General features: G+C 51.5%; 21 protein-coding genes. 9 read left to right on the top strand and 12 right to left on the bottom strand.

Annotated features, from left to right (window positions below; translation table 11 throughout):
- Nucleotides 1–9 precede the first annotated feature (9 nt).
- Nucleotides 10–621: a riboflavin synthase subunit alpha gene (locus ACQUQM_RS03315; protein ID WP_432473062.1), complete on the top strand. Its 612-nt coding sequence runs from the start codon at nucleotides 10–12 to the stop codon at nucleotides 619–621.
- Between the two features lie 47 nt (nucleotides 622–668).
- Here the strand turns inward: ACQUQM_RS03315 and ACQUQM_RS03310 are convergent, their stop codons facing one another.
- Nucleotides 669–1,151, bottom strand: coding sequence for a Crp/Fnr family transcriptional regulator (locus ACQUQM_RS03310; protein WP_432473061.1), 483 nt, complete (start codon nucleotides 1,149–1,151; stop codon nucleotides 669–671).
- A 341-nt stretch (nucleotides 1,152–1,492) separates the two neighbouring features.
- On the opposite strand from ACQUQM_RS03310, the gene ACQUQM_RS03305 reads away from it, so the two are divergent.
- The 4 genes from ACQUQM_RS03305 (at nucleotide 1,493) to ACQUQM_RS03290 (ending at nucleotide 5,707) form a co-directional block, all read left to right on the top strand.
- Nucleotides 1,493–2,347, top strand: coding sequence for a LysR family transcriptional regulator (locus tag ACQUQM_RS03305; RefSeq protein WP_432474790.1), 855 nt, complete (start codon nucleotides 1,493–1,495; stop codon nucleotides 2,345–2,347).
- Nucleotides 2,348–2,656: 309 nt separating this feature from the next.
- Nucleotides 2,657–3,676: a TRAP transporter substrate-binding protein DctP gene (gene dctP, locus ACQUQM_RS03300; protein ID WP_432473060.1), complete on the top strand. Its 1,020-nt coding sequence runs from the start codon at nucleotides 2,657–2,659 to the stop codon at nucleotides 3,674–3,676.
- A gap of 72 nt (nucleotides 3,677–3,748) precedes the next feature.
- Nucleotides 3,749–4,402 carry a TRAP transporter small permease gene (locus tag ACQUQM_RS03295; RefSeq protein ID WP_432473059.1) on the top strand — a complete coding sequence of 218 codons (654 nt, stop codon included), beginning with the start codon at nucleotides 3,749–3,751 and terminating at the stop codon, nucleotides 4,400–4,402.
- Between the two features lie 3 nt (nucleotides 4,403–4,405).
- Nucleotides 4,406–5,707 carry a TRAP transporter large permease gene (locus tag ACQUQM_RS03290; RefSeq protein WP_432473058.1) on the top strand — a complete coding sequence of 434 codons (1,302 nt, stop codon included), beginning with the start codon at nucleotides 4,406–4,408 and terminating at the stop codon, nucleotides 5,705–5,707.
- 135 nt (nucleotides 5,708–5,842) lie between these two features.
- On the opposite strand, the gene ACQUQM_RS03285 is transcribed toward ACQUQM_RS03290, so the two are convergent.
- Nucleotides 5,843–7,066 carry an RtcB family protein gene (locus ACQUQM_RS03285; protein ID WP_432473057.1) on the bottom strand — a complete coding sequence of 408 codons (1,224 nt, stop codon included), beginning with the start codon at nucleotides 7,064–7,066 and terminating at the stop codon, nucleotides 5,843–5,845.
- 289 nt (nucleotides 7,067–7,355) lie between these two features.
- Here ACQUQM_RS03285 and ACQUQM_RS03280 point away from each other — a divergent pair, with 289 nt between their 5' ends.
- On the top strand, nucleotides 7,356–7,961 hold the full coding sequence (locus ACQUQM_RS03280; RefSeq protein WP_432473056.1) for an ABC transporter substrate-binding protein: 606 nt from the start codon (nucleotides 7,356–7,358) through the stop codon (nucleotides 7,959–7,961).
- A 21-nt stretch (nucleotides 7,962–7,982) separates the two neighbouring features.
- On the top strand, nucleotides 7,983–10,565 hold the full coding sequence (locus ACQUQM_RS03275) for an efflux RND transporter permease subunit (RefSeq protein WP_432473055.1): 2,583 nt from the start codon (nucleotides 7,983–7,985) through the stop codon (nucleotides 10,563–10,565).
- Between the two features lie 76 nt (nucleotides 10,566–10,641).
- Here ACQUQM_RS03275 and ACQUQM_RS03270 read toward each other — a convergent pair whose 3' ends face one another.
- From ACQUQM_RS03270 to ACQUQM_RS03260, 3 genes are read right to left on the bottom strand one after another with little or no spacing between them, the layout of a single operon-like run.
- Nucleotides 10,642–10,971 (bottom strand): hypothetical protein, encoded by a 330-nt coding sequence (locus ACQUQM_RS03270; protein ID WP_432473054.1) that lies wholly within the window; start codon nucleotides 10,969–10,971, stop codon nucleotides 10,642–10,644.
- Nucleotides 10,972–11,019: 48 nt separating this feature from the next.
- The gene (locus tag ACQUQM_RS03265; RefSeq protein WP_432473053.1) at nucleotides 11,020–11,541 is read right to left on the bottom strand and encodes a GNAT family N-acetyltransferase; all 522 of its coding nucleotides are present in this window, start codon (nucleotides 11,539–11,541) and stop codon (nucleotides 11,020–11,022) included.
- 42 nt (nucleotides 11,542–11,583) lie between these two features.
- Entirely contained in the window at nucleotides 11,584–12,048 is a 465-nt protein-coding gene (locus ACQUQM_RS03260) for a MarR family winged helix-turn-helix transcriptional regulator (protein ID WP_432473052.1), read from the bottom strand.
- 129 nt (nucleotides 12,049–12,177) lie between these two features.
- Between ACQUQM_RS03260 and ACQUQM_RS03255 the strand changes: the two genes are divergently transcribed.
- A complete protein-coding gene (locus tag ACQUQM_RS03255; protein ID WP_432473051.1) occupies nucleotides 12,178–13,341 on the top strand; it encodes an Acg family FMN-binding oxidoreductase in 1,164 nt (387 codons plus the stop codon).
- Between the two features lie 180 nt (nucleotides 13,342–13,521).
- Here ACQUQM_RS03255 and ACQUQM_RS03250 read toward each other — a convergent pair whose 3' ends face one another.
- From ACQUQM_RS03250 to hutI, 5 genes are all read right to left on the bottom strand, one after another.
- Nucleotides 13,522–14,388, bottom strand: coding sequence for a DNA ligase (locus ACQUQM_RS03250; protein ID WP_432473050.1), 867 nt, complete (start codon nucleotides 14,386–14,388; stop codon nucleotides 13,522–13,524).
- Between the two features lie 322 nt (nucleotides 14,389–14,710).
- Nucleotides 14,711–16,252, bottom strand: a complete 1,542-nt coding sequence (hutH, locus tag ACQUQM_RS03245; protein WP_432473049.1) for a histidine ammonia-lyase — start codon at nucleotides 16,250–16,252, stop codon at nucleotides 14,711–14,713.
- A 94-nt stretch (nucleotides 16,253–16,346) separates the two neighbouring features.
- Nucleotides 16,347–18,020 carry a urocanate hydratase gene (gene hutU, locus ACQUQM_RS03240; protein WP_432473048.1) on the bottom strand — a complete coding sequence of 558 codons (1,674 nt, stop codon included), beginning with the start codon at nucleotides 18,018–18,020 and terminating at the stop codon, nucleotides 16,347–16,349.
- Nucleotides 18,013–18,993, bottom strand: coding sequence for a formimidoylglutamase (gene hutG / locus ACQUQM_RS03235; RefSeq protein ID WP_432473047.1), 981 nt, complete (start codon nucleotides 18,991–18,993; stop codon nucleotides 18,013–18,015). The genes hutU and hutG overlap by 8 nt, the downstream gene beginning before the upstream one ends.
- The gene (hutI, locus tag ACQUQM_RS03230) at nucleotides 18,986–20,215 is read right to left on the bottom strand and encodes an imidazolonepropionase (protein ID WP_432473046.1); all 1,230 of its coding nucleotides are present in this window, start codon (nucleotides 20,213–20,215) and stop codon (nucleotides 18,986–18,988) included. Before hutI ends, hutG begins: the two co-directional genes overlap by 8 nt.
- Nucleotides 20,216–20,650: 435 nt before the next feature.
- On the opposite strand from hutI, the gene hutC reads away from it, so the two are divergent.
- A complete protein-coding gene (gene hutC, locus ACQUQM_RS03225) occupies nucleotides 20,651–21,361 on the top strand; it encodes a histidine utilization repressor (protein ID WP_432473045.1) in 711 nt (236 codons plus the stop codon).
- Nucleotides 21,362–22,147: 786 nt separating this feature from the next.
- On the opposite strand, the gene ACQUQM_RS03220 is transcribed toward hutC, so the two are convergent.
- Together ACQUQM_RS03220 and ACQUQM_RS03215 are read right to left on the bottom strand one after the other, a co-directional pair.
- Nucleotides 22,148–23,638, bottom strand: a complete 1,491-nt coding sequence (locus ACQUQM_RS03220; protein ID WP_432473044.1) for a CoA-acylating methylmalonate-semialdehyde dehydrogenase — start codon at nucleotides 23,636–23,638, stop codon at nucleotides 22,148–22,150.
- Between the two features lie 117 nt (nucleotides 23,639–23,755).
- Nucleotides 23,756–25,102: an aspartate aminotransferase family protein gene (locus ACQUQM_RS03215; RefSeq protein WP_432473043.1), complete on the bottom strand. Its 1,347-nt coding sequence runs from the start codon at nucleotides 25,100–25,102 to the stop codon at nucleotides 23,756–23,758.
- Nucleotides 25,103–25,325 lie beyond the last annotated feature (223 nt).

Raw genomic sequence — 25,325 nt, 5'->3', positions numbered from 1 at the left:
AGAAGTTTAATGTTTACCGGTATTGTTCAGGGCATCGCCACCGTTATTACGGCTGAATTAAAGAATCAGTTCATGCAGCTTACTCTGGAGCTACCTGATAACCATACTGATAATCTGCAGACTGGCGCCAGTATCGCAGTCAATGGCACCTGCCTGACTATTACCGCTTTCGATGGCAACCGGGTTCAGTTTGACCTGATCATGGAGACCCTGCGGGTTACTAATCTGGGAACGCTGCAAGCCGGTAGCAAAGTGAACTTCGAACGCGCCGCCCGCTTCGGCGATGAGATCGGCGGTCACCTGCTATCAGGGCACGTTCATACCCAGGCCACGATCTGCCAGATCGAACAACCGCAAGACAACCGGATCATCTGGTTTGAAGCCGAACCGGAGCTGATGAAATATATTTTACCGAAAGGCTTTGTCGCCCTGAACGGCTGCAGCCTCACTATCGGTGAAGTCGAGAATAACCGTTTTAATGTCTACCTGATCCCCGAAACCCTCACCGTCACCACTTTCGGCGCCGCCAGTGTTGGCACTAAGATCAATCTGGAGGTGGATAGCCAAACCCAGGCGGTGGTCGATACAGTAGAGCGCTATATGCAGCAAAAAGAGGCCTGAGGCCTCTTTGCTGTTACTGGTGTGATAATCAATCAAGCTCGGGGGAGTTACGGCTTTTCAACATACATCTGATCCAGATGGCTGATCTCCCGGCTCATCTCTCTGGCGATATTAATAAAGAATATCTTGAAGGCCTCTGGAAACCTGTCGCACAAGCGGTGAAACAGCTCCGCGGATACTTCCAGCACATAGCCCGGTTGCTCCATAACCGCACTGCCCCTGCGCTGGTGCAGCCCGATCATACCGACAAAGCCGATCTGCTCACCCACTTTGTATTCTCTCAATGGCACCAGCTCCCCACCTTCTTCTTTAGACTGGTAGAAGCGGACTGTGCCACTGAGAATGATGTAAAACTTTTCTGAAAAGTCACCGAGACTGAACAACCGGTCCCCGCTATCGCAACAACAGAGGCGGCCCTCTTGCAGCAGGAATTCCAGGCTCTCATCACACAAAGCACCAAACATAGATAAGCCATGGCAGAAATCTGTTGAGAATTGCTCTTTGAGTTCCGCATAGGGAGATACACGCATCACTACAACCTGATCATAAGTGAGTCACAATTATAACTAATCTAACCATCCTGGCAGCATCAGAAGATATACCTACAAGAACGTAGTCCGGTATCGGGGTAATCCGCTGCACCTGAATAAAGCCTGCGCAGCATATTGCCAGGCCCAGGCAGAAAATCAGACGGTTCAGTAGAAATAATTCGACTGTAAGTTAAATATTTACTTAACTTAAGCTAATCACTTAAGTATTTTTAAACCAGCAAAAAATATGTAATCTCTGTTGAACCTGTAACCTCATAAAGTAAGGCCCCGCCGTGAAGAAGAAAGAGTTAAAAGGACAGCTCAGCGATGTCGATCTGCGGATGCTTCGAATCTACAAAGTAGTGGTTGAGTGCGGCGGTTTCTCCGCGGCCGAAGTGGAGCTGAATATCAGCCGCGCCGCGATCAGTATTGCCATGTCGGATCTGGAAAGCCGACTCGGTTTCCGGCTCTGCCAACGGGGCCGTTCGGGCTTTTCGCTGACTGAAGAGGGCCAGGAAATATATAACTACACCCTCCAGCTGCTCTCCTCAATCGAAGACTTCAGGACCCAGGTTAACACCCTGCACACGCAACTTAAGGGCGAACTGAATATCGGTATCACCGATAACCTGGTTACCTTGCCTGAGATGAAGATAACCAACGCCCTGGCGCAGTTAAAACAGTTAGGCCCTGAAGTCATCATCAATATCCGTATGATACCGCCTAACGAAGTGGAGCTTGGCGTGCTCGATAACCGCCTGCATATCGGCATTGTACCGACCATCAGGGCGCTGTCCGGGCTTAACTATCACTCCCTGTATCTTGAACATTCGCAACTCTACTGTTCCGATAGCCACCCACTGTTTAACCGCCCAGATGACCAGATCGAACTACAGGAATGGGATGCCGTAGTGCCCTCTTATGCCCAGACCGCGGTGATTAAAGCGCAGCTACAACAACTTAACGGTACGGCCACTGCCACCGACCGCGAAGGCGTTGCGTTCCTGATCATGACCGGACAATACATCGGTTACCTGCCCGACCACCTCGCCCAACAATGGGTCGCCGCGGGCCGGATGCGGGCGATCAGCCCCGACCAGTACCAGTACGATACCCAGTTCTCTGCAATCACTCGAAAAGAGGCACGGCCCAATCAGGTCCTGGAAACCTATCTTGAGCGATTGATCAGCGGCTAGAGCGTTATAAAAAGTACTGCTGCCCGTCGTAGGAAAAAGCCTTCACAATCAGATCCGGAGACCTGTCTCTTTAAGGAAAGACAGGTCTCCTATTCAATCCCTCTCATACCCTTATGTAGGTATTGAAACTTGAACTTAGTTAACCAATCCCTTTACTGAATTCAATTTATTTCAAATTTATCGCACAAAACTCATAGCGCAGAATTCTAAGCACGCCATCCCGACAGGTCACTTTCGACAAACAATTTTTGAAAAAGTGGTCGATGGCAGTGCTCACGAAAGACCATAAAAAAAATATTAGAGGTCGCTATGACATTTAAAAAATCTCTGAAATCCCTTATCTCAACCTGTGCCGTTACTGCGGCACTGACAGTACCCGTTATGCAGTCCGCTCAGGCAGGCGACGAATTTATGCTGGCCCACGCATATCCTACAGACCATATCTTTCACCTGACATCCACTACCTTTACCGATCAGCTGGCGAAGCAGGGCTCTGAAATGCAGATAGACTACCATCCGGGCGGTGACCTGGGTGACTGGGCATCTATCTTCGAACAGAGCATGGACGGCGTTATACCGATGAGTATGACCTTCGCTGCTTCCGAGTTCGATCCGCGTCTGGACCTGTCGTGGTTGGGTTACGTCGTAGATAACTGGGATGATGCCCGCAAGGTTTATGGTCCGAATGGCAAAATGACCAACGTCTACAATGAGATTCTGGGTGACCTGGATCTGGTTGTTCTGGGCACGATCCCAACCGGCTTCGGTTCTGTTGCGATCCGTAAAGGGGTAGATCGTGTACCGACCAACTTCCCGGAAGATACCAAAGGTATCCAGATGCGCGTACCACCAGTGCCAATCGGCATTGAGCGTTTCAATAACTGGGGCTTCACCGCCGTACCAATGCCATTTTCAGAGCTGTACACCGGCCTGCAACTGGGCACCGTTGATGGCCGTGCGTTTGGCCCATCGGTAGAGATCTGGCAGATGCGTGACGTGCTGTCCGCTTACATCCTGACCCGTGATTACTTTGAGCACGCGTTCTGGGTCGTAAACAAGTCCTGGTTGGAAGACCTGCCGGCGGATGAGCGTGAGAAGCTGCTAGCTGCTGCTGACGTAACTCTGAACAAGGTCTGGGACGAGGCGCAGGCAATTGACGAAGGCTTCCTGAACCAGGTTCGTGAAGCGGGTATCAAAGTGGTTGAACTGAACCCGGAACAGCTGGCCAAGGCTAAGACAATTCTCTACAAAAACGAATGGCCATTCATGGAAGAGATCGTTGGTACTGAGATCATGACCATGATGCGCGACATCGCTGGCATCAACTGATCCCCACTAATTGCTGAATGACGGGGCACCTCTGTTGGGGTGCCCTACTCTGCAAAATAAAGGATCAATACTATGCATTACGAAAAACCAACTGCCGGGGTGCAACCGATCGGTAAAACCAAGATTTACGATTACGATCCCGATCTGAGCCAACACCCGATTCCACCTCATCTGCACTCCATACCCGATCTGCCAAATAACAAGGTTGATGGTTACCTGATTCGCTTCGAGCGCCTGCTGAACTGGATCTTCCGCAGCATGATGCTGCTGGCAGGTCTCGGCCTGGCTTTCCTGATGTTCGCGCAAGTAATTATGCGCTATGTACTGGAATCGCCTTTCACTGGAATTGAAGAAGTATCAATCCTGCTGGCGGTATGGATCTATTTCCTCGGTATGGGTTATGCCACCCGGGAACGTGAACATATCCACGGCGGTATCGTCAGCCTGGTGGTAAAAGATCCCTATAAGGTGAGCATTATCCGCTTTGCCGGTTCCATTACCTGCATGATTGCCGCCTGCATATTTGGCTATTTCGCCTGCAAATACGCGCTGAAAGAGATTGATCGCGGCCGCTTAAGCGTCAACCTGCGCTGGCCCCGTGGACTCTGGAGCGCCAGCATGATTGTTGGATTTGCCATGATGGTGGGCTACTTCCTGCTCGAAACAATCAATGAATTCCGCGATTTACGCAAAATGTCCCGCAAATCTAATACTCAGGAGGATTGAACGATGACTCTGTTTTTAGTTTCGATGCTTATTGTCGTTATCCTGATTCTGATCGAGATTCCGGTGGCCTTTGCCTTCGGTATCGGTGCGGTACTCTTTGCCTACACCACCGGTAACAACATCTCGTTCCTTATCCCACACGGCTTTAAAACCGCCAGTGGCTTTGCCCTGCTGGCCCTGCCACTGTTTATTTTTGCCGGCCTGCTGATGGCTGAAGGTGGTATCTCAGAACGACTTCTTAACTTTGTTAACTCTCTGGTAGGGCGAATCAAAGGCGGCCTGGGAGCTGTAACTGTGCTTACCTGCGCGCTGTTTGGTGCAATTTCCGGCAGCTCCTCTGCAGCGATTGCAGCCGTTGGTCAGATTATGATTCCGCGAATGATTCGCGAAGGCTATCCGGAAGGCCATGCCACCGCGCTGGTCGCCTGTTCTTCGGTACTGGCACTGCTGATCCCCCCCAGCATCCCGATGATCGTATTTTCGATTACCGGAGGTTTGTCGGTGGGTGCGGCGTTCCTGTCGACCATTATTCCGGGTATCCTGCTGACCTTCCTTTATTGCGGTTTGAATATCTGGTTCCTGCGTAATAATCCAAATATTAAAGTCGACCCGCCACTGCCGTTCAAAGAAGCCGCTAAAGGCGTAGCAAAGACTGGTTACAACGCGGCCTTCGCCCTATTGATGCCACTGATCATCCTTGGCGCCATCTATAGCGGTATTGCGACACCGACCGAAGCTGCAGCCATTGCAGTTATCTATGCAATTCCGGTGGGCCTGTTTATCTATAAGGGTATGTCTCTGAGTAATCTGGGTTCAGTTACCGTGCGTGCGGTGACCATGACCGGTTCCATTATGGCGGTGCTGTTCTTCCTGTTTATTATGAGCCGCGCCATGATTCTGGAACAAGTGCCCCGTGATCTGGCGGAAGCATTGCTGCAGATCTCGGATAACAAGTATCTGCTGTTATTCCTGATCAATATCCTGTTGCTGCTGATCGGCATGATTGTGGACGATATCTCCGGCAGTGTGCTGGCGGCAATTATCTTCCTGCCAATCATTAACCAGTTGGGTATCGATCCGATCCACTTTGCTGCCGTAGTAGGTGTTAACTTAGGCCTGGGTAACGTATCGCCGCCCTGTGCGCCGATGCTCTATATGGCCGGCGGGGTCGGTAAGCTGTCACTGGACAGGTATATCAAACCCACACTGCAGTTCCTCTGCTTTGGTCACCTGCCGATGGTATTCCTGGTCACCTTTGTGCCGGAACTGTCACTATTCCTGCCTAAGCTATTGCTGGGTTATTGATGCCGCTCTGAGCATGTAGCCATAACCCTTTTTACAGGGCCGGGTAGCTATTACCCGTCCCTGTATGATCGATATAAGTAAAAGCGAGATACCAACACGTCTCCTACGGCTAATCAAACTGACAAGTGACACAAATTAACCTTTCACGCATACAACCTGCTTCAGTGTATGCACGACTTCCACTAAGTCTTTCTGTGCCTCCATGACTTTCTCTATCGGCTTATACGCCTTGGGATGTTCGTCCAGTACCGCTTTGTCCTTACGACACTCCACGCCTGCTGTATCCCTGATCTGGTCTTCCACTGTAAACATTTTCTTTGCCTTGGTTCTGGACAACATACGCCCTGCTCCATGACTGCAACTGTGGAAGCTCTCAGGATTACCCAGTCCCCGTACGATATAGGAGTTCGCCCCCATCGAGCCGGGGATAATCCCCAGCTTGCCTCTTTCAGCGTTGATGGCTCCTTTACGGGTCAGCCACACCTGGTTGCCATAATGAAGCTCTCGTTGCACATAATTATGGTGGCAATTAACTGCAAACTCAGTCGACTCAACGGCTATCGGCAAACTGGATCGTATTGCTTCCAGCACTCTGTTAGCCATTATCTGACGATTGACCAGGGCATAATGCTGCGCCCACTGAACCGCTTCCACATAGTCATCGAAATGCTGCGATCCCTCTTTGAGATAGGCCAGATCCCTGTCCGGAAGATTACTGATATGCCTTCCCATATCATTACGGGCCAGATTTATGAAATAGGTACCGATCCTATTGCCCACGCCTCGCGAACCGCTGTGCAGCATGATCCAGACCTGATCGTGCTGGTCGATACATAATTCAATAAAATGATTTCCGGTCCCCAGGGTACCGAGATGAGTAATGTTGTTGGACCGGGCGATCGCTGGATGTTTCGAAGTAATCACTTCAAACCTAGATTCCAGTTTTCGCCATTCGCTTACCACTATCGGGGGCAGGTCGTGCCAGGCACCCTGATCACGTCGTCGATCCCCGTGATGGGTCCTGCCAACAGGAACGGCCTGCTCGATCGCTGATCTGATACCCTTCAGGTTGTCAGGAAGTTGTCCGGCATGAAGATTGAGCCTTGTTGCTATTAGCCCACACCCCAGGTCTACGCCTACGGCACTGGGGATGATCGCTTTCAGGGTCGGGATAACGCTGCCAATGGTGGCCCCCATACCCAGGTGCACATCGGGCATCACTGCGATCCATTTGTAGATGATGGGTAACCGGGCGGTATTCAGCACCTGCTGACGCGCTTGTTCCTCAAAGTATACGCCGTTGACCCAGGCCTTGACCGGCACCCCGTCGGATCGAAGGGTTTGATAGTGAGATTTCATAGCTGCCGTCTCTTGCCGCTGTCCATGAGAGATCTCTGTTCAGTCTCAATCTTAAGACCATGAGTGATCGCTCACATTCAGTAAAACCATAAGCTTAAATTAATCATAGGAGAAACAGCTGACACTCGCTGTATCGATTAAATACCTGGAGCAGACAGGCTATAAACCCAGCTTCTTAGTTGATAATTCTGAAAATACAATTCCTTTACGCGATATCCGGTCTAGTCTGAATAGATGAAACAGGAAAACGCAATTGAGTAACCTACAGAATGCCTAAGGAACAGACTTCATGCGCAATATAACCGCTAGCCTCAGTTGTATGCTCTTCAGCCTGATATTCTACTTTCCGCTTCAGTCATTCGCAGCAGAGGATGCCAGGGCTTATATTAGCGGCATAACTACAGAGCTTGAGGCAGCTTTGCAGGAAGGAAGGCAGAAGAACCTGCTGGAAGATGAGAAATATATCGATGCCATAATCGATCAACACATCATTCCCAATGTTGATAAAGAATTTATGAGCCGGCGTATTTTCCGCCCCCGCTGGAAAGAGATCGTCGCGCAGAACAAAACCGAGCAAGCGTATAAAGCCGTATTCGATTCCCTCAGGCGAACCTACCGTTTTGCCCTTTCAGCCTATAACGGCCGGCCGATCGATATCCGAAACAGTACTGTAAAAGCTAAATACTCAGTAATCAGGATATATATTCACACCGATGATAAAGGACATACAATCGATCTGGCAGTGCGTCCCAATGAGAATAGCTGGCGCGTGTTTGATCTTTCAATTGATGGTGTCGTTGTCACCAAAACCCTTAACAGCGCGATTAAGCGAACCCTTGAGTCAGAAGATATCGACTCAGTTATCGCCGCCATAAACCCACGATCTGAGTCTTAACAGATTACATAGAGATTGGTGATGAAGGTTGACCTGCTGCGTTTTTTTTCAAAACTTTTCCGTTACCCGCAACTGGTTCTGGCGCTACTTTTCCTATTCCTGCTGCTATTAATTATCAACATCCCCAGACTGACACTGGACACATCGGCCGACTCGCTGGTGCTGGAGGGAGATAAAGCGCTGCAGCAGTATCGCGAAGTAAGCAAGCGCTATCAGTTTGAAAACAATCTGGTTATCGCCTACGCACCTGATGAGGAACTCTATTCCGAGAGGGTGCTGCAACGCATTGCCAGCCTGAGAGACGATCTCGAAACCCTGCCTCAGGTCTCATCAGTCACAAGTATTCTGGATGTCCCCCTGCTCTACAGTCCTCCAGTGAAATTAAGCAGTATCACCAGAGGCGTGCACTATCTCAACCAACCCGAACTGGACCGCGCTTTGGCGCGCCAGGAATTCCGTGACAGCCCCCTCTATAAAAACCTGCTAACCAGCCCAACAGCTGACACCACTGCCCTGTTGGTCAATCTAAAGCGGGACGAATATTTTTTCGAGTTGCTAAGGGCTCGTGATGACCTGCGCTCAAAACAACTGCGACATATGCTGACCCAGCAAGAACGCAAAGCGCTGAAGAAAGCCGAAGGTCTGTTCAGGGCATACTCAGTTACGGCTAACGAGCGAGAGCGTGAGTTAGTGCTCAGCGTTCGCAAAAAGCTCGATCAGCACCGTGACCACGCCACCATATTTCTCGGCGGCGTACCGATGATCGCCGCCGATATGATCGCATTTATCGAAAGCGATCTGGTTATCTTCGCCACCAGCATCATCCTGTTTATCATTATTATGATGGCAGTGATCTTCCGTCGTGTGCGCTGGGTTGTTCTGCCACTGATAACCTGCCTGGCAACGACTGTCGGTATGCTGGGCTATATCGCCTGGGTGGAGTGGCAGCTAACGGTGATCTCCTCAAATTTTACGGCCCTGCTACTGATTATTACGCTGGCTATTTCGATCCACCTGGTCGTACGTTACCGGGAATATCACCATGAAACGCCAGAAACCTCGCAACGTAACCTGGTGCTCAACACTCTGGCCTTTATGGCCAAACCCTGTTTCTTCACGGCCATTACAACGATTGTGGCTTTTGCCTCTCTTGTATTCAGCGGTATCCGCCCGGTCATCGATTTCGGCTGGATGATGTCGATCGGCGTGGCTATTGCACTGTTAATGGCATTTACACTGCTACCGGCAAGCCTCCTGCTTATCTCAAAAGGCGATAGCAAGATCCGCAACAAAACCAGGCCCCTGACCCATTATTTTGCCTGCATTACCGACCGCTACGGTAAAACAATCCTTGTTGTAAGCGGACTTCTGCTGATCTTCAGTATTTTAGGCATCAGCCAATTGAAGGTGGAAAACAGATTTATCGATTACTTTCATGAAAGCACCGAAATCTACCAGGGCATGCTGGTGATTGACCGGAAGCTCGGCGGCACGATTCCCCTTGAAATTATCCTTACCGCACCGGAAGCAGCCCTGAGCGATTCATCACAGGAGTATGACTCGCAACAGCTATCTGATAACGAAGCAGCAGATGATCCGTTTAGTGACTCTGAATTTGATGACGTAGAGTTTGATGACTCACAGTTTGAAGAAATGGCAGCAGACCCCTTTACCGATGCCCCTTCACAGTCACCCGACACAAGAAAGACCGACAATCAGCAAACCAGCTATTGGTTCAGCCGTGCCGGGCTGGATGAGCTGGAGCAAGTTCATCGATTTCTGGAAGGCCTGGATGAGACCGGTAAGGTTTTATCCCTTACCTCGTTGTATCAGGTATTAAAGGATGTTGCAGGCAGGGATATAGACGACTTCCAGTTGGCGCTGGTACGAAAAAATCTGCCAGAGGATGTCAAAAATCTCCTGATTACCCCCTATCTTTCGCAACAGGGTAATGAAGTGCGAATATCCGCACGGGTAATGGAAACCAGTTATAACCTGAAACGACAAGAACTGCTCCGGCGTATCGAAACCTTCCTGACAAATGATATGGGATACCAGCCTGAGCAGATCAAACTCACCGGCATGCTGGTGCTCTATAACAATATGCTACAGAGCCTGTTCAGTTCACAGATCACCACCCTCGGTGTCGTATTCCTTGCCATAACGTTGATGTTCACCCTGCTGTTCCGTTCCCTCTATCTGGCGCTGATCGCTATCACACCGAACCTGCTGGCAGCAGCGGTGGTTCTCGGAGGCATGGGGCTATGTGGGATACCGCTGGATATGATGACCATAACCATTGCGGCTATTACCATAGGCATCGGAGTGGATGACACTATCCACTATATTCACCGCTTCCGTGAAGAGTTCCCTAAAGACCGGAATTACCGGGCGACCATGTACCGTTGCCACAACAGCATAGGTAAAGCGATGTTCTACACCTCAGTGATCATCATCGCCGGATTCTCTATTCTGACCCTGTCCAATTTCACTCCCACCGTCTACTTCGGCCTGTTAATTGGTCTCGCCATGTTCTCGGCACTGATGGGCGCGCTGCTGCTGTTACCTCAGCTGATCATTACCCTGAAACCACTGGGGCGCTGAATCTATAAGCATAAAATCGATCTGCCCTGTCGCTATTTTCGGTACAGCCCTGTTCGATACACGAAGCATGGCTTTATTATGCTTCATTTAACAGTTCTGCCATTCTCGTAATTGTTTCCATGTCGATATCCCCCATCAGGTCCGGATTCGCCAACGCATAGACGTAGTCTTCAATCGCCGAGTGATCAATATCATCACGACACTCAACAAACATCGCCCACTCCTCAAGATCATCCGTTGAAATAGTACCCGCTATATATTTCTGCAGGACACCAAGTAGCAGCTCCTGAGACGCAATTACAAGCTCAAACTCTGAACCCGTCGAGTGGTCAAACAGACGATCAAAAGCCTCTTCCCGGTGCGGGCCAAAGCTGATTATCTGACTTAGCGATTCTGTTCTGTCCATACTCATCTGATCAATAATTAAAATATTTTCTGCCTGCCCGCCGAACCTTTACAAGCGAACCTGATAAACATTCAGGCTTTGACTCTCACCTTGCTGTTCGATGAAATCTGGAATCTCCTGAGTCAGAACGGCCCCGGCCCGCAGTGCAACGTTAATACTCGCCTGATTAGGAGCCAGGCAGCGAAACTCCATTATCACTGCGCCGATCTTATCCTTTATGTAGCCGGACATCCCGATAATAATATTGCTGATAACACCTTTTCCCTGCATCCCTTCAGCCAGCATATAACCAACCTCAGCCGTTGCGGTTTCAGAATCAAATGACTTGATACCAAACATACCGCACAGCTCACCGTTAACAATTACCTTAAACCATTGCGCACCAGGCAAAGCATTATTGACCCGCTCATCGATAAACTTTTCAGCTGACGGAATATCCGTCACAGCGGCAACCCACGGCAGGTAATGTCCGAGAGTCTGCCGGTTATTTTCAATCAGCTTTAGCATCTGGCGGGCATCGCTTAATACCAGAGAACTCAGCTGTATCTGTTTGGAAATTTCTATATTCATTACTTATCTGACCCCGTATACGAGGCTTTGTGTGCTCTCTCTTCAACACTTCTTAATGTCATCGCGGTGTTCATCAAGCCAGCGCATCAGTTTATCCAACTGCTGCTGCATCTTTGATAGTTCTGCATTTTCCCAACCATCGAACAGATAGGATATATCCGGCCCCAGTGCATCAAAAATATCACTGCACATCCTAAGCCCCTGAGGAGAAATATTCAGATAACGGCGACGTTTATCATCCGCATCAGATTGTGACAACAACAGGCCCTTTGCCAGAAGCACCGTAACAATCTTGGTAATGCCAGGCTGGTTCATCTCCATCACCTCAGCCAGCTCGGTCACTGTCCAGCTGCGTTGCGGGTCATGGGTGAAATGGTTCAGCACCCCGAACTGAGATGGATTCAATGACAGATCTGCAAATAGCTTAGCCTCACGGCTGGCCATCAGCTGTCGAATAATACCAAGCAGCACCATCAGCCGTACTTCTGTTTCTTTTCTATTATTCAACCTGAACTCCTCCGCCGGAAAAAATCTTGCTGCCATATTTTCTACGACAGCTTGCAACTACATTCCGCAGAATATAATATAGATTCCAAGGAATGCATAACTGTTTTTACAACTCTTCAGGAGAGCACTATGAACCGCCGCAACTTTATACAGGTATTTGGCCTCGGTATCGGAGCCGTTTCTCTTAGCAGTACTATCGCCGGCTGCACAGTCACTGAAACCACGGATGACTACGGCTGGAACGGCCCAGGCCCGCAGCAAAAGGATATCCGCATGCAGGTATTGTCATATGCGATCCTCAGCCCTAACCCTCACAATATACAACCCTGGATCGTCCGACTCACGGGCGACAAAAGCTTCGATCTCTATGTTGATCCGGCACGACTGCTGCCAGCCACAGATCCATTCTACCGACAGATACATGTTAGTCAGGGGACCTTTCTTGAAACACTGTCCATCGCTGCTACCGGTTTCGGTCACGAAGCTACAATCGACTACTTCCCCCAGGGCATATACGGCAATCAGGAACTACTCAATAAACCGATCGCATCCATTGAGCTGATCCCACGGACCGACCTCAGCCCCGATCCCCTTTTCGCTCACCTGCTAACCCGGCATTCCAATAAACGGGAGTACGATAATCGCCGTTTGACTGAAGCAGAGATCAATACCCTGCGCGACTTTCACGGATCGGATAACAGTTATCCCCTGAGCATCGTTCAGAGTACCGAGGCGAAGCAGCAATTCGAACAGATCCTGACCAAAGGGATGCAGATCGAAGTGGGTGACAAAGGGCGTGATCATGAAACTATCAGCATGTTTCGCTTCAACGACGATGAAGTAAAACAATACCGCGACGGATTTGGTGTCTCTCAGGCAGGCTTAAGCGGGATGAAAAAACTGATCGTAGAAAACTTTGTGCTGTCACGTGAAAGTGTTGAAAAAGACCCAACCGCATTTGGCGAGCAAGCGGTGGATATAACCCGAAAGGCGGCCGCATCAACCGCAACCTTCGCCTGGATTTCGACCCCGGGTAACAGCCGCCTGGATCAGGTAAAAGCGGGGCGCGACTACTGCCGCATCAACCTCAAGACCACTGCGATGAGGTTAGCGCAACATCCAATGAGTCAGGTTCTGCAGGAATTTGACGAGATGCTGCCACTGCAAGCCAGATTTAAAAAACAGTTCGCGATAAAAGACAGTGATACGGTACAGATGCTGTTCCGTTTAGGCCGGGCTGAAGCTACACCCCACGGACCAAGACGACTCGTCAGCGAGTTGATTCGCAGCTAACCGGGCCTGCTTAACAAGTGAGTTAGCTTTAGTACACCCTCGCCGTACGGCATTGCATAACAATCTAATCGCCGCGAGGTACCCAAAGGGCATGTTAGCGCGCCTCCTACGACCAAGGTTATCCGTTACTCCATTAAAGGCAGTCAGAAACAGGACTATCTTAAACCACGAGATTTTGTTCTATGGCTGTCTGACCCGCAAAAAACTGGCAAAGCGCGGTACGCCTTTAGCGCTGAGCCCGGTGTACTTATAAGTAATCATACTGCCGATTGCCGGAGGATTTTCCCTTTGCTGATCGGTAAAACCGCTACCCAGCTTAAAACGTAGACCCGTCGGGGTTTCAACGAGTAAAGCGCCAAGCTTACCGACGTATTTCCCTTTACCTGGCAGATGCCCGATAACCCGCGCTTCAGCATCCAGCCAGCGTTTCAGTTTAAGCAGATCAGCGCTACGCCCCTTATGGTAGAGAGAATTTCCACGGTGCAGCATCAGCCCCTCCCCTCCGGCAGCAACAACCTGATCAAGCAGCATAATTAACCTGGCGTCAGTCGCCACATGCTGTTGTGGAACCAACCTGATCCAGTCCCGGTCTACCTCGCTGACCAGGCGCTCCATTACTCTCAAGCGTTTATTGAATGTGCCCCGGGAACCTGGCAAATCAAACAACATATATTTCACCTGACGCCACTGTTTGTCCCATAACTGCTGGTTATCCGCAGGCCCGCTTCTGACAATAGCCGAGACTTTATCAAACTGCCCACGCCCCAGCCATAACTCACCATCCAGTGGCTGCTCCGGTAATGGTGCGGTGAACCAGCCCGGAGCATCAATAGGATAACCCTGCCGGGTTAACAGCTGTGCACCATCCCAGTAACCACGTACGCCATCAAGCTTTTCGCTGACCCAGTAACGGGACAGGTCAAGACTACCGCTATAGACGGTCGCTAGCTGTAACGCAGGCTTTTCAGCATAAGCTGATATAGAAAAAAGCAGACTGATCAACAGGATCAGCCTGTTCAATAAAACTAAACAGCAGCGGATGGTCATAGCAGAATCCTCCCTGAAGTAATAATCGCAACCTCATCCCTGAAGCGATGCAAACTTTATAACCCTAGCAGAAACCAGTAATTGCGCTTATGAATAATTGCAATGCTGCTTAAATACGGTGTCGGGTTACGCTTCGCTAACCCAACCTACGAACTTCGAACCTTATAAGGATTGTATTCAGCGTAGGTTGGTCTGAGCGGAGCGATGCCCAACATTGAGCCTTTTCTCAAATCTTGCTGCTCCTGTACATCCTGTACATAAAAAACAGGCCCCCCTTGCGGAAATCCTGCTACACCTCGAACCAGACAAATTCAGCGCTTCGTCATATGCCAGGCAATAGCTTAGCCGGCATATAGCGATTGAAAGAAGCGCTCTGTATCAACTGTTTAGCCTTCTCAATATCCGGTGAAAAGTAGCGGTCTTTATCGTAGAAAGGCACCACATTGCGCAGCTCCTCTTTAGTGGCTTCAACCAGTTCAGATGACTTCAACGGGGCCCGAAAATCCACGCCCTGGCACGCCGCCAGTAGCTCGACCGCAAGAATTCCTGCGGTATTATCAGCCATGTCTCTCAGGCGGCGACTGGCATAGGTCGCCATCGATACATGATCTTCCTGATTTGCCGAAGTCGGCAGACTGTCGACGCTGGCCGGATGTGCCAGCGACTTATTTTCCGAAGCCAGCGCGGCACCGGTCACCTGGGCGATCATGAATCCGGAATTAACACCGCCATTGTCCACCAGGAACGGCGGCAGCTTACTCAGGTTAGAATCGATCAGTAACGCCATACGACGCTCTGATAGCGAGCCGATCTCGGCGATTGCCAGTGCCAGATTGTCGGCCGCCATCGCCACCGGTTCTGCATGGAAATTACCCGCAGAGATAAATTCAGCCCCTTCAGCTTCGTCGATAAATACCAACGGGTTATCAGATACAGCGTTCGCTTCAATCAGCAATACCTCGGCAGTCTGACGAATCTGGTGCAAGCAGGCACCCATCACCTGAGGCTGACAGCGCAACGAATACGGATCCTGCACTTTTTCACAACCCTCGTGAGAATCACCTATCTCGGAGCGCTCACCCAGCAAATGACGGTATGCTGTCGCGGCATCGATCTGACCTTGCTGACCCCGCACCTCATGTACCCGGGAATCAAAAGGTCGCCTACTACCCAACGCTGCTTCAACCGAAAGCGCTCCGGATACCGTCGCTGCCGCATACAGATCTTCGGCGGCAAACAGCCCCTGCAGGGCAAATGCTGTAGAGGCCTGAGTTCCGTTGAGCAGTGCCAGCCCCTCTTTGGGTGCCAGAGCGATAGGCTCCAGGCCGGCAATTCCGAGGCCTTCCGCCCCGGACATGCGCTTACCTTTATAGGTCACCTCACCTTCGCCCAACAGCACCGTACTCATATGAGCTAACGGTGCCAGATCACCTGATGCACCCACCGAACCTTTTTGCGGAACGCACGGGTACACCTGCGCGTTCACCAGTTTAATCAGCGCTTCAATGACCTCCAGGCGGATGCCGGAAAAACCCCGCGCCAGCGAGTTTATTTTCAGGGTTGTCATCAACCGGACGCTTGACTCAGACATCAACTCACCGATACCTGCCGCATGGGAAAGTACGATACTACGTTGCAACAACGCCAGGTCTTCATGGGCAATGCGGGTATTCGCCAGTAAACCGAAGCCGGTGTTGATACCATAAACCACCCGCCCCTCATCGATAACCCGGGAGACGGCAGCACTGCTGGCATCAATCGCTTTATGACAAGTGCTATCAAGCGCCAGTTCAACCGGTTCAAGTGCAATGCGGCGCAGTTCGGGCAGTGTCAGAAGGCCCGGTTTAATGGTAAGCGTGTACATACAGTCATTCCTAAAATTTCATTAACAGTGCCTGTGAAACTATGTTGAAAAGTTACGTTCAACAGGCCTTATATCTAATTTCTAACAACTACACTTATGCTTTGAGCATCGGCAGGTCTAAACCTTGCTCTTCGGCACAGTTAACAGCGATCTCATACCCCGCATCAGCATGGCGCATCACACCGCTGGCCGGATCATTATGCAGCACCCGACCCAGTCGTTTAGCCGCAGCATCGCTGCCATCGGCTACGATAACGACCCCCGCATGCTGACTAAAGCCCATGCCAACCCCACCACCATGGTGCAATGACACCCAGGTCGCACCACCGGCGGTATTCAGCAGTGCGTTCAGTAACGGCCAGTCGGAGACAGCATCGGAACCATCCAGCATCGCTTCGGTTTCACGGTTAGGGCTGGCCACTGAGCCTGAGTCCAGATGATCACGACCGATCACGACAGGCGCTTTCAACTCACCGCTTCTGACCATTTCGTTGAATGCCAGCGCGAGCCGCTTACGATCCTTCAGGCCAACCCAGCAGATACGCGCCGGCAAGCCCTGGAACTTGATACGCTCACGCGCCATATCAAGCCAGTTATGCAGGTGCGGATCATCAGGGATCAACTCTTTAACCTTCTGGTCAGTCTTATAGATATCTTCCGGATCACCCGACAGCGCGACCCAGCGGAATGGGCCGACCCCCTCGCAGAACAGCGGCCGGATATAGGCCGGTACAAAACCCGGAAAATCAAATGCATTCTCGACACCTTTGTCAAAAGCCATCTGCCGAATATTGTTGCCGTAGTCCGTGGTTGCTGCGCCGCGCTGCTGCAGAGTCAGCATCGCCCGCACCTGAAGCGCCATAGATTCCTTGGCCGCATCAACCACCGCCGCTTCATCCGTCTTGCGCATCTGTGCTGCGTATTCCATAGTCCAGCCCTTAGGCAGATAGCCATTGAGAGGATCATGGGCACTGGTCTGGTCGGTCACCACGTCCGCCGTAATACCGCGCTCAACCAGCTCCGGAAAAATATCAGCGCAATTACCCAACAGCCCCACCGACACAACTTCGCCTTTGGCTTTAGCGGTTTCAATCATCGCCAGTGCTTCATCAAGGCTATGGGCTTTCTTATCGACATAGCGGGTGCGCAGTCGGAAATCGATGCGCGTTTCATCACACTCAACCGTGATACAGGAAAAACCAGCCATCGTTGCCGCCAGAGGCTGAGCCCCACCCATACCGCCCAAGCCACCGGTGAGCACCCATTTGCCGGATGCATCACCGGCAAAGTGTTTCTTGGCCATCGCAACGAAGGTTTCGTAAGTACCCTGTACGATGCCCTGGGAACCGATATAGACCCAGGAGCCAGCGGTCATCTGGCCGTACATCATCAGACCTTTTTTATCTAACTCGTTAAAGTGCTCCCAGTTGGCCCAGTGCGGCACCAGGTTTGAATTAGCGATCAGCACCCGCGGCGCATCCGCATGGGTCTGGAATACGCCCACCGGTTTACCGGACTGAATCAGCAGAGACTCGTCATCTTCAAGCCGTTGCAGCACTTCGATAATTTTGTCATAGCACTCCCAGTTACGGGCTGCACGGCCAATACCGCCATAGACCACCAGCGCCTCCGGATTTTCCGCAACGTCCGGGTGCAGATTGTTCATCAACATGCGCATTGGCGCTTCGGTGAGCCAGCTCTTACAGCTGATTTCTGTGCCTGTCGGGGCTTTAATAACGCGGCTGGCGTCACGGCGAGAATCAGTCATGCTTATAACCTCTTTTAACAATACGGTGGAACAGACGCGCTACGACACGAGCGGTCCGGTTATCAATATCAAAGTTAGGATTGTATTCGGCGATATCGGCAAGTCTCAGCTTGCCGGACCCGGCGATCGCTTCGATCAATGGCTCCAGCACGTCCAACCCCACCCCCCTCGCGGCCGGCGCACTGACACCCGGTGCGATGTAAGCAGGCAACACATCAAGATCGATGGTCAGGTAAAGCAGATCACAGCCGGCGATGAAGTTTTGCAGCAGATCTATTGTCTCAGCCAGCCGGGTGATTCCCAGCTCGGCATCTTTGCGATAACAGACGCCCAACTGGTCCGCGCGCTGAAACAGTGCCGCGGTATTGGAGATCTCACTGACCCCCAGACAGCAGTAACGAAAATCATAATTTTGCTGCTGACACTGTTGCGCAATCTGGTAGAAAGGCGTGCCTGAACTGCCGCCATAGCTATCCAGCCGCAGATCGAAATGCGCATCAAAATTGATAATACCGATACGTGGCATCTGTTTCTGCGCTGCGCAATAGCGGCTTAAGCCGAGCCAACTGCCGAACGCCATCTCGTGGCCGCCGCCAAGCACAAACGGGAAGTGACCTTGCGCAAGGCAGTCGCTGACACGACTGCCGAGCGCCTGTTGCGCCTCATCTAACTTTTCACCCTCACAGATGACGTTACCGGCATCGTAAGCCGGGCGATCCATCGGCCAGGGTAAGTTGGCCAGACTACGGCGTAACTGATCAGGGGCATGTCTTGCGCCGACCCGACCCTGATTACGTCGCACACCTTCATCGGAGCAGAAGCCGATCAGCGCCAGCCCCAGCTTGCCAACAGGCGCACTATCCAGGGGTGAAATCACCTGATGCAAACGTGTTGCCAGCCCGGCGCCCTCTTCCGCATCGACCCGACCACTCCAGATATCATTAAATTCAAATTCACTGCCAGACTCAGACATTAGCCTCCTCCCCGGCAAATATTCGCTGCTTAATAGAATTGACCCCATACTGACAGGCCAATTCAGCAGGATGTTGAATATCCCACAACAGCATGTCGGCCCGCATACCCACCCGAAGCATGCCTAAGTCATCACCCAACCCCAGTGCTTGTGCCGCATTACGGGTAACGCCCGCAAGCGCCTCATGCGGAGTAAGCCTGAACAAAACACAGGCCATATTCATCATTAGCCGCAGCGATGCCAAAGGTGACGAACCCGGATTGAGGTCGGTCGCTACCGCCATCGGCACCCGGTATTCGCGCAGCAGGTCTATAGGAGGCAGCTTAGTTTCCCGCAGGAAGTAGAACGCCCCAGGAAGCAGCGTGGCGACAGTGCCATGCTCAGCCAAAGCCGCGACCCCGGCTTCATCCAGCCACTCAAGATGATCAGCAGACCAGGCATCATAGCGTGCCGCAAGCGCCGCCCCATGTTGATTAGACAGTTGTTCAACATGGCCGCGAATCCCCAGACCATACTGTTGAGCCACTTTGAAAACACGTTCGCATTGAGCTGGCGTGAAGGCGATCGTTTCGCAGAACACATCGACAGCGTCCACCAGCCCCTCACCCACGGCGGCAGGGATCATCTCATTACACACCAGATCGATATAGCCATCGGCATCGTTCCGGTATTCCGGCGGCAGTGCATGGGCGCCCAATAACGAAGCCGATACCCGTACCGGATAGCGCTCAGCCATACACCTTGCGGCGCGTAACATATCCAATTCAGTCTTAACATTCAGGCCATAGCCCGACTTGATCTCGACACTGGTCACGCCCTCAGCCATAAGGGCCATAAGGCGTGGTTCGGATAGTCTGACAAGTTCTTCAACACCCGACTTACGAGTCGCGTTAACAGTAGAGAGAATCCCCCCACCGCTTCGCGAAATTTCCTCATAACTAACCCCGGACAGGCGCTGTTCAAACTCCTGCGCCCGATTCCCGGCAAACACCAGATGCGTATGGGCGTCGATCAGCCCCGGTGTCATCCAGTTGCCTGCGGCATCGATCACCTCGCCGGTAATGCAGGAGCGGTCCAGCGTAACCATCGGCCCGATGGCTACGATTCGCCCTCCCCGCACACCGATCGCCTGATCATGCAGAGCACCATATGGCTGCTCTACTGCGGTATCGAGTGTTGCAAGATTGACGTTGATCCAGACCCGTTCGCAGGATTGAAACACCGGCGTTACTCCTGATTTAATTTACTGACTTAATTTACTGACTTAATTTACTGACCTGAATTTACTGGCAAAATTTTCGACAAAAAACTTTGTATATACATATGTATATCATGACATTTTACAGAAGCCAAAATCTTTTCAGAAAATAAACATTTCCCTAACCGGTCTATTACTTAATTAACCATCAACTCACAGCATAGATCACGCCACAGAAGCCTGCATAAACCCTGACTTATGCCCCGATATTAGCGGTCTTGGAGACAATCTCGTTAGAGGCCACAAGCAACAGGCTCAGGGCCCGCATCAGTTGTTCCGTTAAATCGCGCCCGTTGTTCCGGTAAATGAAAGTATATACAATTGCTTTAATTCGCAGCTTCATCGTCTTTTGACAAGAGTCGTACGACAACAACCGTTTAGCACCGCCCGGAGAGTTAAGTGAGCAATAAGCCACGTTATCAGCAGATCAAGAGCTATATCCTCGATGGCATTAAGCAGCAGGCGTTCCCGCCCGGCGGTAAAATCCCCACCGAAATACAGCTGGCCGAACAATTTGAAGTAAGCCGGATGACCGTTAACAAGGCGATCCGGGATCTGGTGCAGGAAAATATGCTGGTGCGCTATCCGGGTATCGGTACCTTTGTCTCGGATGCAAAAGCAGAGTCTCCGCTTGCCGATATCAGGAATATTGCCGACGAAGTGCGCCAGCGTGGCCATGAATATAGCTGCCAGATAGAACATCTGAGCGAGACCCGCGCCGATGACAGTGTTGCCATACAGATGGGCGTGCCGGTCGGCACCCCGGTTTACCATTCAATTATCGTGCATCTGGAAGAGCGCCTGCCGATCCAACTCGAAAACCGCTACGTCATCGCCTCGCTGGTGCCGGGTTATTTAGACCAGGACTATACCCGCGCCACACCCAACGAATTTCTATCGAAGGTCTGCCCGATCTCCAGCATTGAACATATCGTAGAGGCAATACTGCCCGGAGAGAAAGCGCAAGCACTACTGGATATCGATGCCAATACCCCCTGCATACTGGTAAACCGGCGCACCTGGTCCGATGGTCGCCTGATCAGTTTTGCCAGCCTGACCCACCCTGGCCCCCGCTATAAGCTACGCTCGATCACCTCGCCACAGGGGTGAAACCTAATTTGCCAGACCGTTAAAGTAAGCTGCCAGACCGTTGCGGCAGGATGTTGGGTTACGCTACGCTAACCCAACCTACACTTTCGATGAAGGTTGCAGTACGCGTAGGTCCGACGGTCGCCTGATCAGTTTTGCCAGCCTGACCCACCCTGGCCCCCGCTATAAGCGGCGTTCGATCACCTCGCCACAGGGGTGAAACCTGAGTTGCCAGACCGCTGAAGTAAGTTGCCAGACCGTTAAGACATGATGTTGGGTTACGCTGCGCTAACCCAACCTACAATTTCTATGAAGATTGCAGTACGCGTTGGTCCGACGGTCGCCTGATCAGTTTTGCCAGCCTGACCCACCCCGGCCCCGCTATAAGCTTCGCTCGATCACCTCGCCACAGGGGTGAAACCTAATTTGCCAGACCGCTGAAGTAAGTTGCCAGACCGTTAAGACATGATGTTGGGTTACGCTGCGCTAACCCAACCTACAATTTCTATGAAGATTGCAGTACGCGTAGGTTGGTCTGAGCGGAGCGGAGCCCAACACTGAGACTTTTCTCAACCTTGCCGCTCCTGCACACCCTACACAAAAAAACAGGATCCCCTTGCGGGAATCCTGCTAAAAATACGGAATCAGAAACTCAGGAGTAAAACATTGTTCCCTGTACCGCCTAGTGCAAAAAGAGTGCAAATAGAAAGCCTAGACCGCTTTTTCCAGCTACTAGCCAGCTGGGCTTGCCCAGCGGTTCTAGCTAGCTGAGCTTGCTCAGCGGTCTAGCAACTCCCGCTTTGCGGGTTAACTAGGGAATGCGAAAGAAACGCCTTCCCGTACACCGCTGGAAGGCCAGCGCTGAGTGATCGTCTTACGCTTAGTGTAGAAGCGAACTGAATCAGGACCGTAAGCGTGCAGGTCACCGAACAGAGAGCGCTTCCAGCCACCGAAGCTGTGGTAAGAAACCGGTACTGGCAACGGTACGTTGATACCAACCATGCCAACCTGGATGTTGTCAGAGAAGTAACGCGCCGCTTCACCGTCACGGGTAAAGATACAAGTACCGTTACCGTATTCGTGATCGTTGATCAGCTGCATCGCCTCTTCCATAGTGTCAACCCGTACTACCTGCAGTACCGGGCCGAAAATCTCTTCCTGGTAGCTCTGCATCTCAGCGGTAACACCGTCGATCAGGGTAGCGCCAACAAAGAAACCACCTTCGTAACCAGCCACTTCCGGGTTACGACCGTCAACAACGATATTGGCGCCATCAGCTTCAGCGCTGTCGATGTAGCCATTCACTTTCTGCTGGTGCGCCTTGGTAATCACCGGACCGAAATCGTTATCACGGTTGCTGTAAGCACCGACTTTCAGAGGCTCCATACCGGCACGCATTTTCGCTACTAAAGTGTCAGCGGCTTCGTCACCCACGGCAACGGCAACAGACAGGGCCATGCAACGCTCACCGGAAGAACCGAAAGCTGCGCCTAACAGCTGGTTCACAGCGTTATCCATATCCGCATCCGGCATTACGATCGCGTGGTTCTTAGCGCCACCCAGCGCCTGGCAACGCTTACCGTTAGCATTGGCAGTACTGTAGATATATTCAGCGATCGGCGTGGAACCTACGAAGCTAACTGCTTTAACACGGTCATCAGTCAGCAGTACATCAACCGCTTCCTTGTCACCGTTTACAACGTTAATTACGCCGTTTGGCAAACCCGCTTCCTGCAGCAGTTGTGCAATAAAGGTAGTCGAGGTTGGATCACGCTCAGACGGCTTCAGTACAAAAGTGTTACCGCAAACAATCGCCATCGGGTACATCCACAGTGGTACCATCGCCGGGAAGTTGAACGGGGTAATACCGGCAACGACGCCCAGCGGCTGGAACTCGCTCCAGGAATCGATACCCGGACCGACATTACGGCTATGCTCGCCTTTCAGCAGCTCAGGCGCACCACACGCATACTCAACATTCTCGATGCCGCGCTGTAGCTCACCCGCCGCGTCGTGGGCGATCTTGCCGTGCTCTTCACCGATCATAGCTACGATCTTATCGGCATTGTCTTCCAGCAGCTGCTTGAAACGGTACATCACCTGGGCACGCTTTGCCGGTGGCGTGTTGCGCCATGCCGGGAAGGCTTTTTCTGCTGCCGCAATAGCTTCTTCAACAGTCTCGACGCTCGCCAGTGCAACCTGCTTGCTTACTTCACCGGTGGATGGGTTATATACATCCTGGGTACGGGCTGCTTCGTCACGCATTTCACCGTTGATCAGATGGCCAATAATTGTCATATCAATTCCTCAAGCATTTTATTTTTATCGGATCCCGGTCTGTACCAGGATCCGATAGCCCGGCATTGTCGTGCCGGACTATTGTTTGTTTTTAATATACGTTCAGTAAAGTTCGCTTCAATCCAGTTCGTTGATCGAATCGCCTAACGCATTGATCAGGTTATCCATCTCGTCGATCTCTACGGTAAATGGCAGACCCAGTTGAATGGTGTCGCCGCCGTAGCGAACGTAGAAGCCTTTCTCCCAGCACTTCATCGCGATCTGGTAAGGACGCAGTGCCGGTTCACCCGGTGCTGCTTCGATGCTCAGTGCACCAGCCAGACCGTAGTTGCGAATGTCGGCCACATACTTAGTGCCCTTCAGGCTGTGCAGCATCTCCTGGAACTGTGGCGATACAGTGTTGACCCGCTCAACCAGTTTGTCTTGAGCCAGAATATCCAGCGAGGCCAGTCCAGCAGCACAGGCCACCGGATGGGCTGAATAGGTATAACCGTGTGGCAGTTCGAGCATGTAGTCCGGCGCGTCGGTGTCCATGAAGGTATCGTAGATCTCCTGTTTGGCCACTACAGCACCCATCGGAATCACACCGTTAGTCAGCTGCTTCGCCACGGTCATCATGTCAGGCGTCACACCAAACTCTTCAGAACCTGTATTTGAACCCATGCGGCCAAAACCGGTGATAACCTCATCAAAGATCAGCAGGATATTGTGCTTGTCACAGATCTCACGCAGACGCTTCAGGTAACCTTTTGGCGGTGGAATCACACCAGCAGAACCAGCCAGCGGCTCGACAATAACTGCCGCTATATTGGATGCATCATGCAGCGCCAGCATCTCTTCCAGCTCGTTTGCCAGGTGAGCGCCAGTTTCCGGCATGCCCTGGGTAAACCGATTCTCTTCCAGCATGGTATGTGGCAGATGGACAGCATCGATACCCTGACCGTAGGTCGCCCGGTTAGCACCAATACCTCCGACGCTGATACCACCCCAGTTAACACCGTGATAGCCCTTAGCCCGACCGATGAAACGCGTCTTGCTGGACAGGCCTTTTTTCCGCCAGTAAGCACGGGCGATCTTCAGTGCAGTCTCAACGGACTCAGAACCTGAACCGGTGAAGAACACACGGTTCATACCGTCAGGCATCAGCTCGGTAATCCGGTGCGCCAGTTCAAATGACTTAGGGTGACCAAACTGGAACGCCGGCGAGTAATCCAGCTCTTTTACCTGCTTGCTGACCGCCTCGATAATTTCAGGGCGGCTATGACCTGCACCACAGGTCCACAGACCGGACAGGCCATCAAATATTTTGCGACCATCCGCAGAGGTGTAATAGTTACCCTCTGCAGAGACAATAATTCGCGGATCTTGCTTAAAATCCCGGTTGCCGGTGAATGGCATCCAGTGAGCATCGAGTTGCTCCTGAGACAGGCCACAGCTAGCCAGTACGTCATTTTTATTATTCATTTGCTACCTCAGAGTATCTTCAGCATTTGTAATAGCTGTTCAGAATCTATGAGTGCATTATGGCTGTTCTGTTAGGTTATTAAATTCAAACATTTGAAATCTAGGTTTAGTATTTACTTACCTAAAGAGGAGCGGTGAAAATCAGCTTTGCAGTGTATGGCTACACTGTGGGAGCGACGCCCCGTCGAGATGTCTTACCAGCATTAATCGCGACGAGGCGTCG

It is taken from the genome of Amphritea sp. HPY, assembly GCF_050870985.1.
Classification (GTDB): domain Bacteria; phylum Pseudomonadota; class Gammaproteobacteria; order Pseudomonadales; family Balneatricaceae; genus Amphritea.
Note: the sequence above shows the minus strand (reverse complement) of the source record. Positions and strands in the feature narration are given on the sequence as shown.

Coding starts and splice junctions, on each gene's coding strand:
- ACQUQM_RS03315 (WP_432473062.1), top strand. CDS start 10: ATGTTTACCGGTATTGTTCAGGGCATCGCCACCGTTATTACGGCTGAA.
- ACQUQM_RS03310 (WP_432473061.1), bottom strand. CDS start 1,151: ATGCGTGTATCTCCCTATGCGGAACTCAAAGAGCAATTCTCAACAGAT.
- ACQUQM_RS03305 (WP_432474790.1), top strand. CDS start 1,493: ATGCTTCGAATCTACAAAGTAGTGGTTGAGTGCGGCGGTTTCTCCGCG.
- dctP (WP_432473060.1), top strand. CDS start 2,657: ATGACATTTAAAAAATCTCTGAAATCCCTTATCTCAACCTGTGCCGTT.
- ACQUQM_RS03295 (WP_432473059.1), top strand. CDS start 3,749: ATGCATTACGAAAAACCAACTGCCGGGGTGCAACCGATCGGTAAAACC.
- ACQUQM_RS03290 (WP_432473058.1), top strand. CDS start 4,406: ATGACTCTGTTTTTAGTTTCGATGCTTATTGTCGTTATCCTGATTCTG.
- ACQUQM_RS03285 (WP_432473057.1), bottom strand. CDS start 7,066: ATGAAATCTCACTATCAAACCCTTCGATCCGACGGGGTGCCGGTCAAG.
- ACQUQM_RS03280 (WP_432473056.1), top strand. CDS start 7,356: ATGCGCAATATAACCGCTAGCCTCAGTTGTATGCTCTTCAGCCTGATA.
- ACQUQM_RS03275 (WP_432473055.1), top strand. CDS start 7,983: ATGAAGGTTGACCTGCTGCGTTTTTTTTCAAAACTTTTCCGTTACCCG.
- ACQUQM_RS03270 (WP_432473054.1), bottom strand. CDS start 10,971: ATGGACAGAACAGAATCGCTAAGTCAGATAATCAGCTTTGGCCCGCAC.
- ACQUQM_RS03265 (WP_432473053.1), bottom strand. CDS start 11,541: ATGAATATAGAAATTTCCAAACAGATACAGCTGAGTTCTCTGGTATTA.
- ACQUQM_RS03255 (WP_432473051.1), top strand. CDS start 12,178: ATGAACCGCCGCAACTTTATACAGGTATTTGGCCTCGGTATCGGAGCC.
- ACQUQM_RS03250 (WP_432473050.1), bottom strand. CDS start 14,388: ATGACCATCCGCTGCTGTTTAGTTTTATTGAACAGGCTGATCCTGTTG.
- hutH (WP_432473049.1), bottom strand. CDS start 16,252: ATGTACACGCTTACCATTAAACCGGGCCTTCTGACACTGCCCGAACTG.
- hutU (WP_432473048.1), bottom strand. CDS start 18,020: ATGACTGATTCTCGCCGTGACGCCAGCCGCGTTATTAAAGCCCCGACA.
- hutG (WP_432473047.1), bottom strand. CDS start 18,993: ATGTCTGAGTCTGGCAGTGAATTTGAATTTAATGATATCTGGAGTGGT.
- ACQUQM_RS03220 (WP_432473044.1), bottom strand. CDS start 23,638: ATGACAATTATTGGCCATCTGATCAACGGTGAAATGCGTGACGAAGCA.
- ACQUQM_RS03215 (WP_432473043.1), bottom strand. CDS start 25,102: ATGAATAATAAAAATGACGTACTGGCTAGCTGTGGCCTGTCTCAGGAG.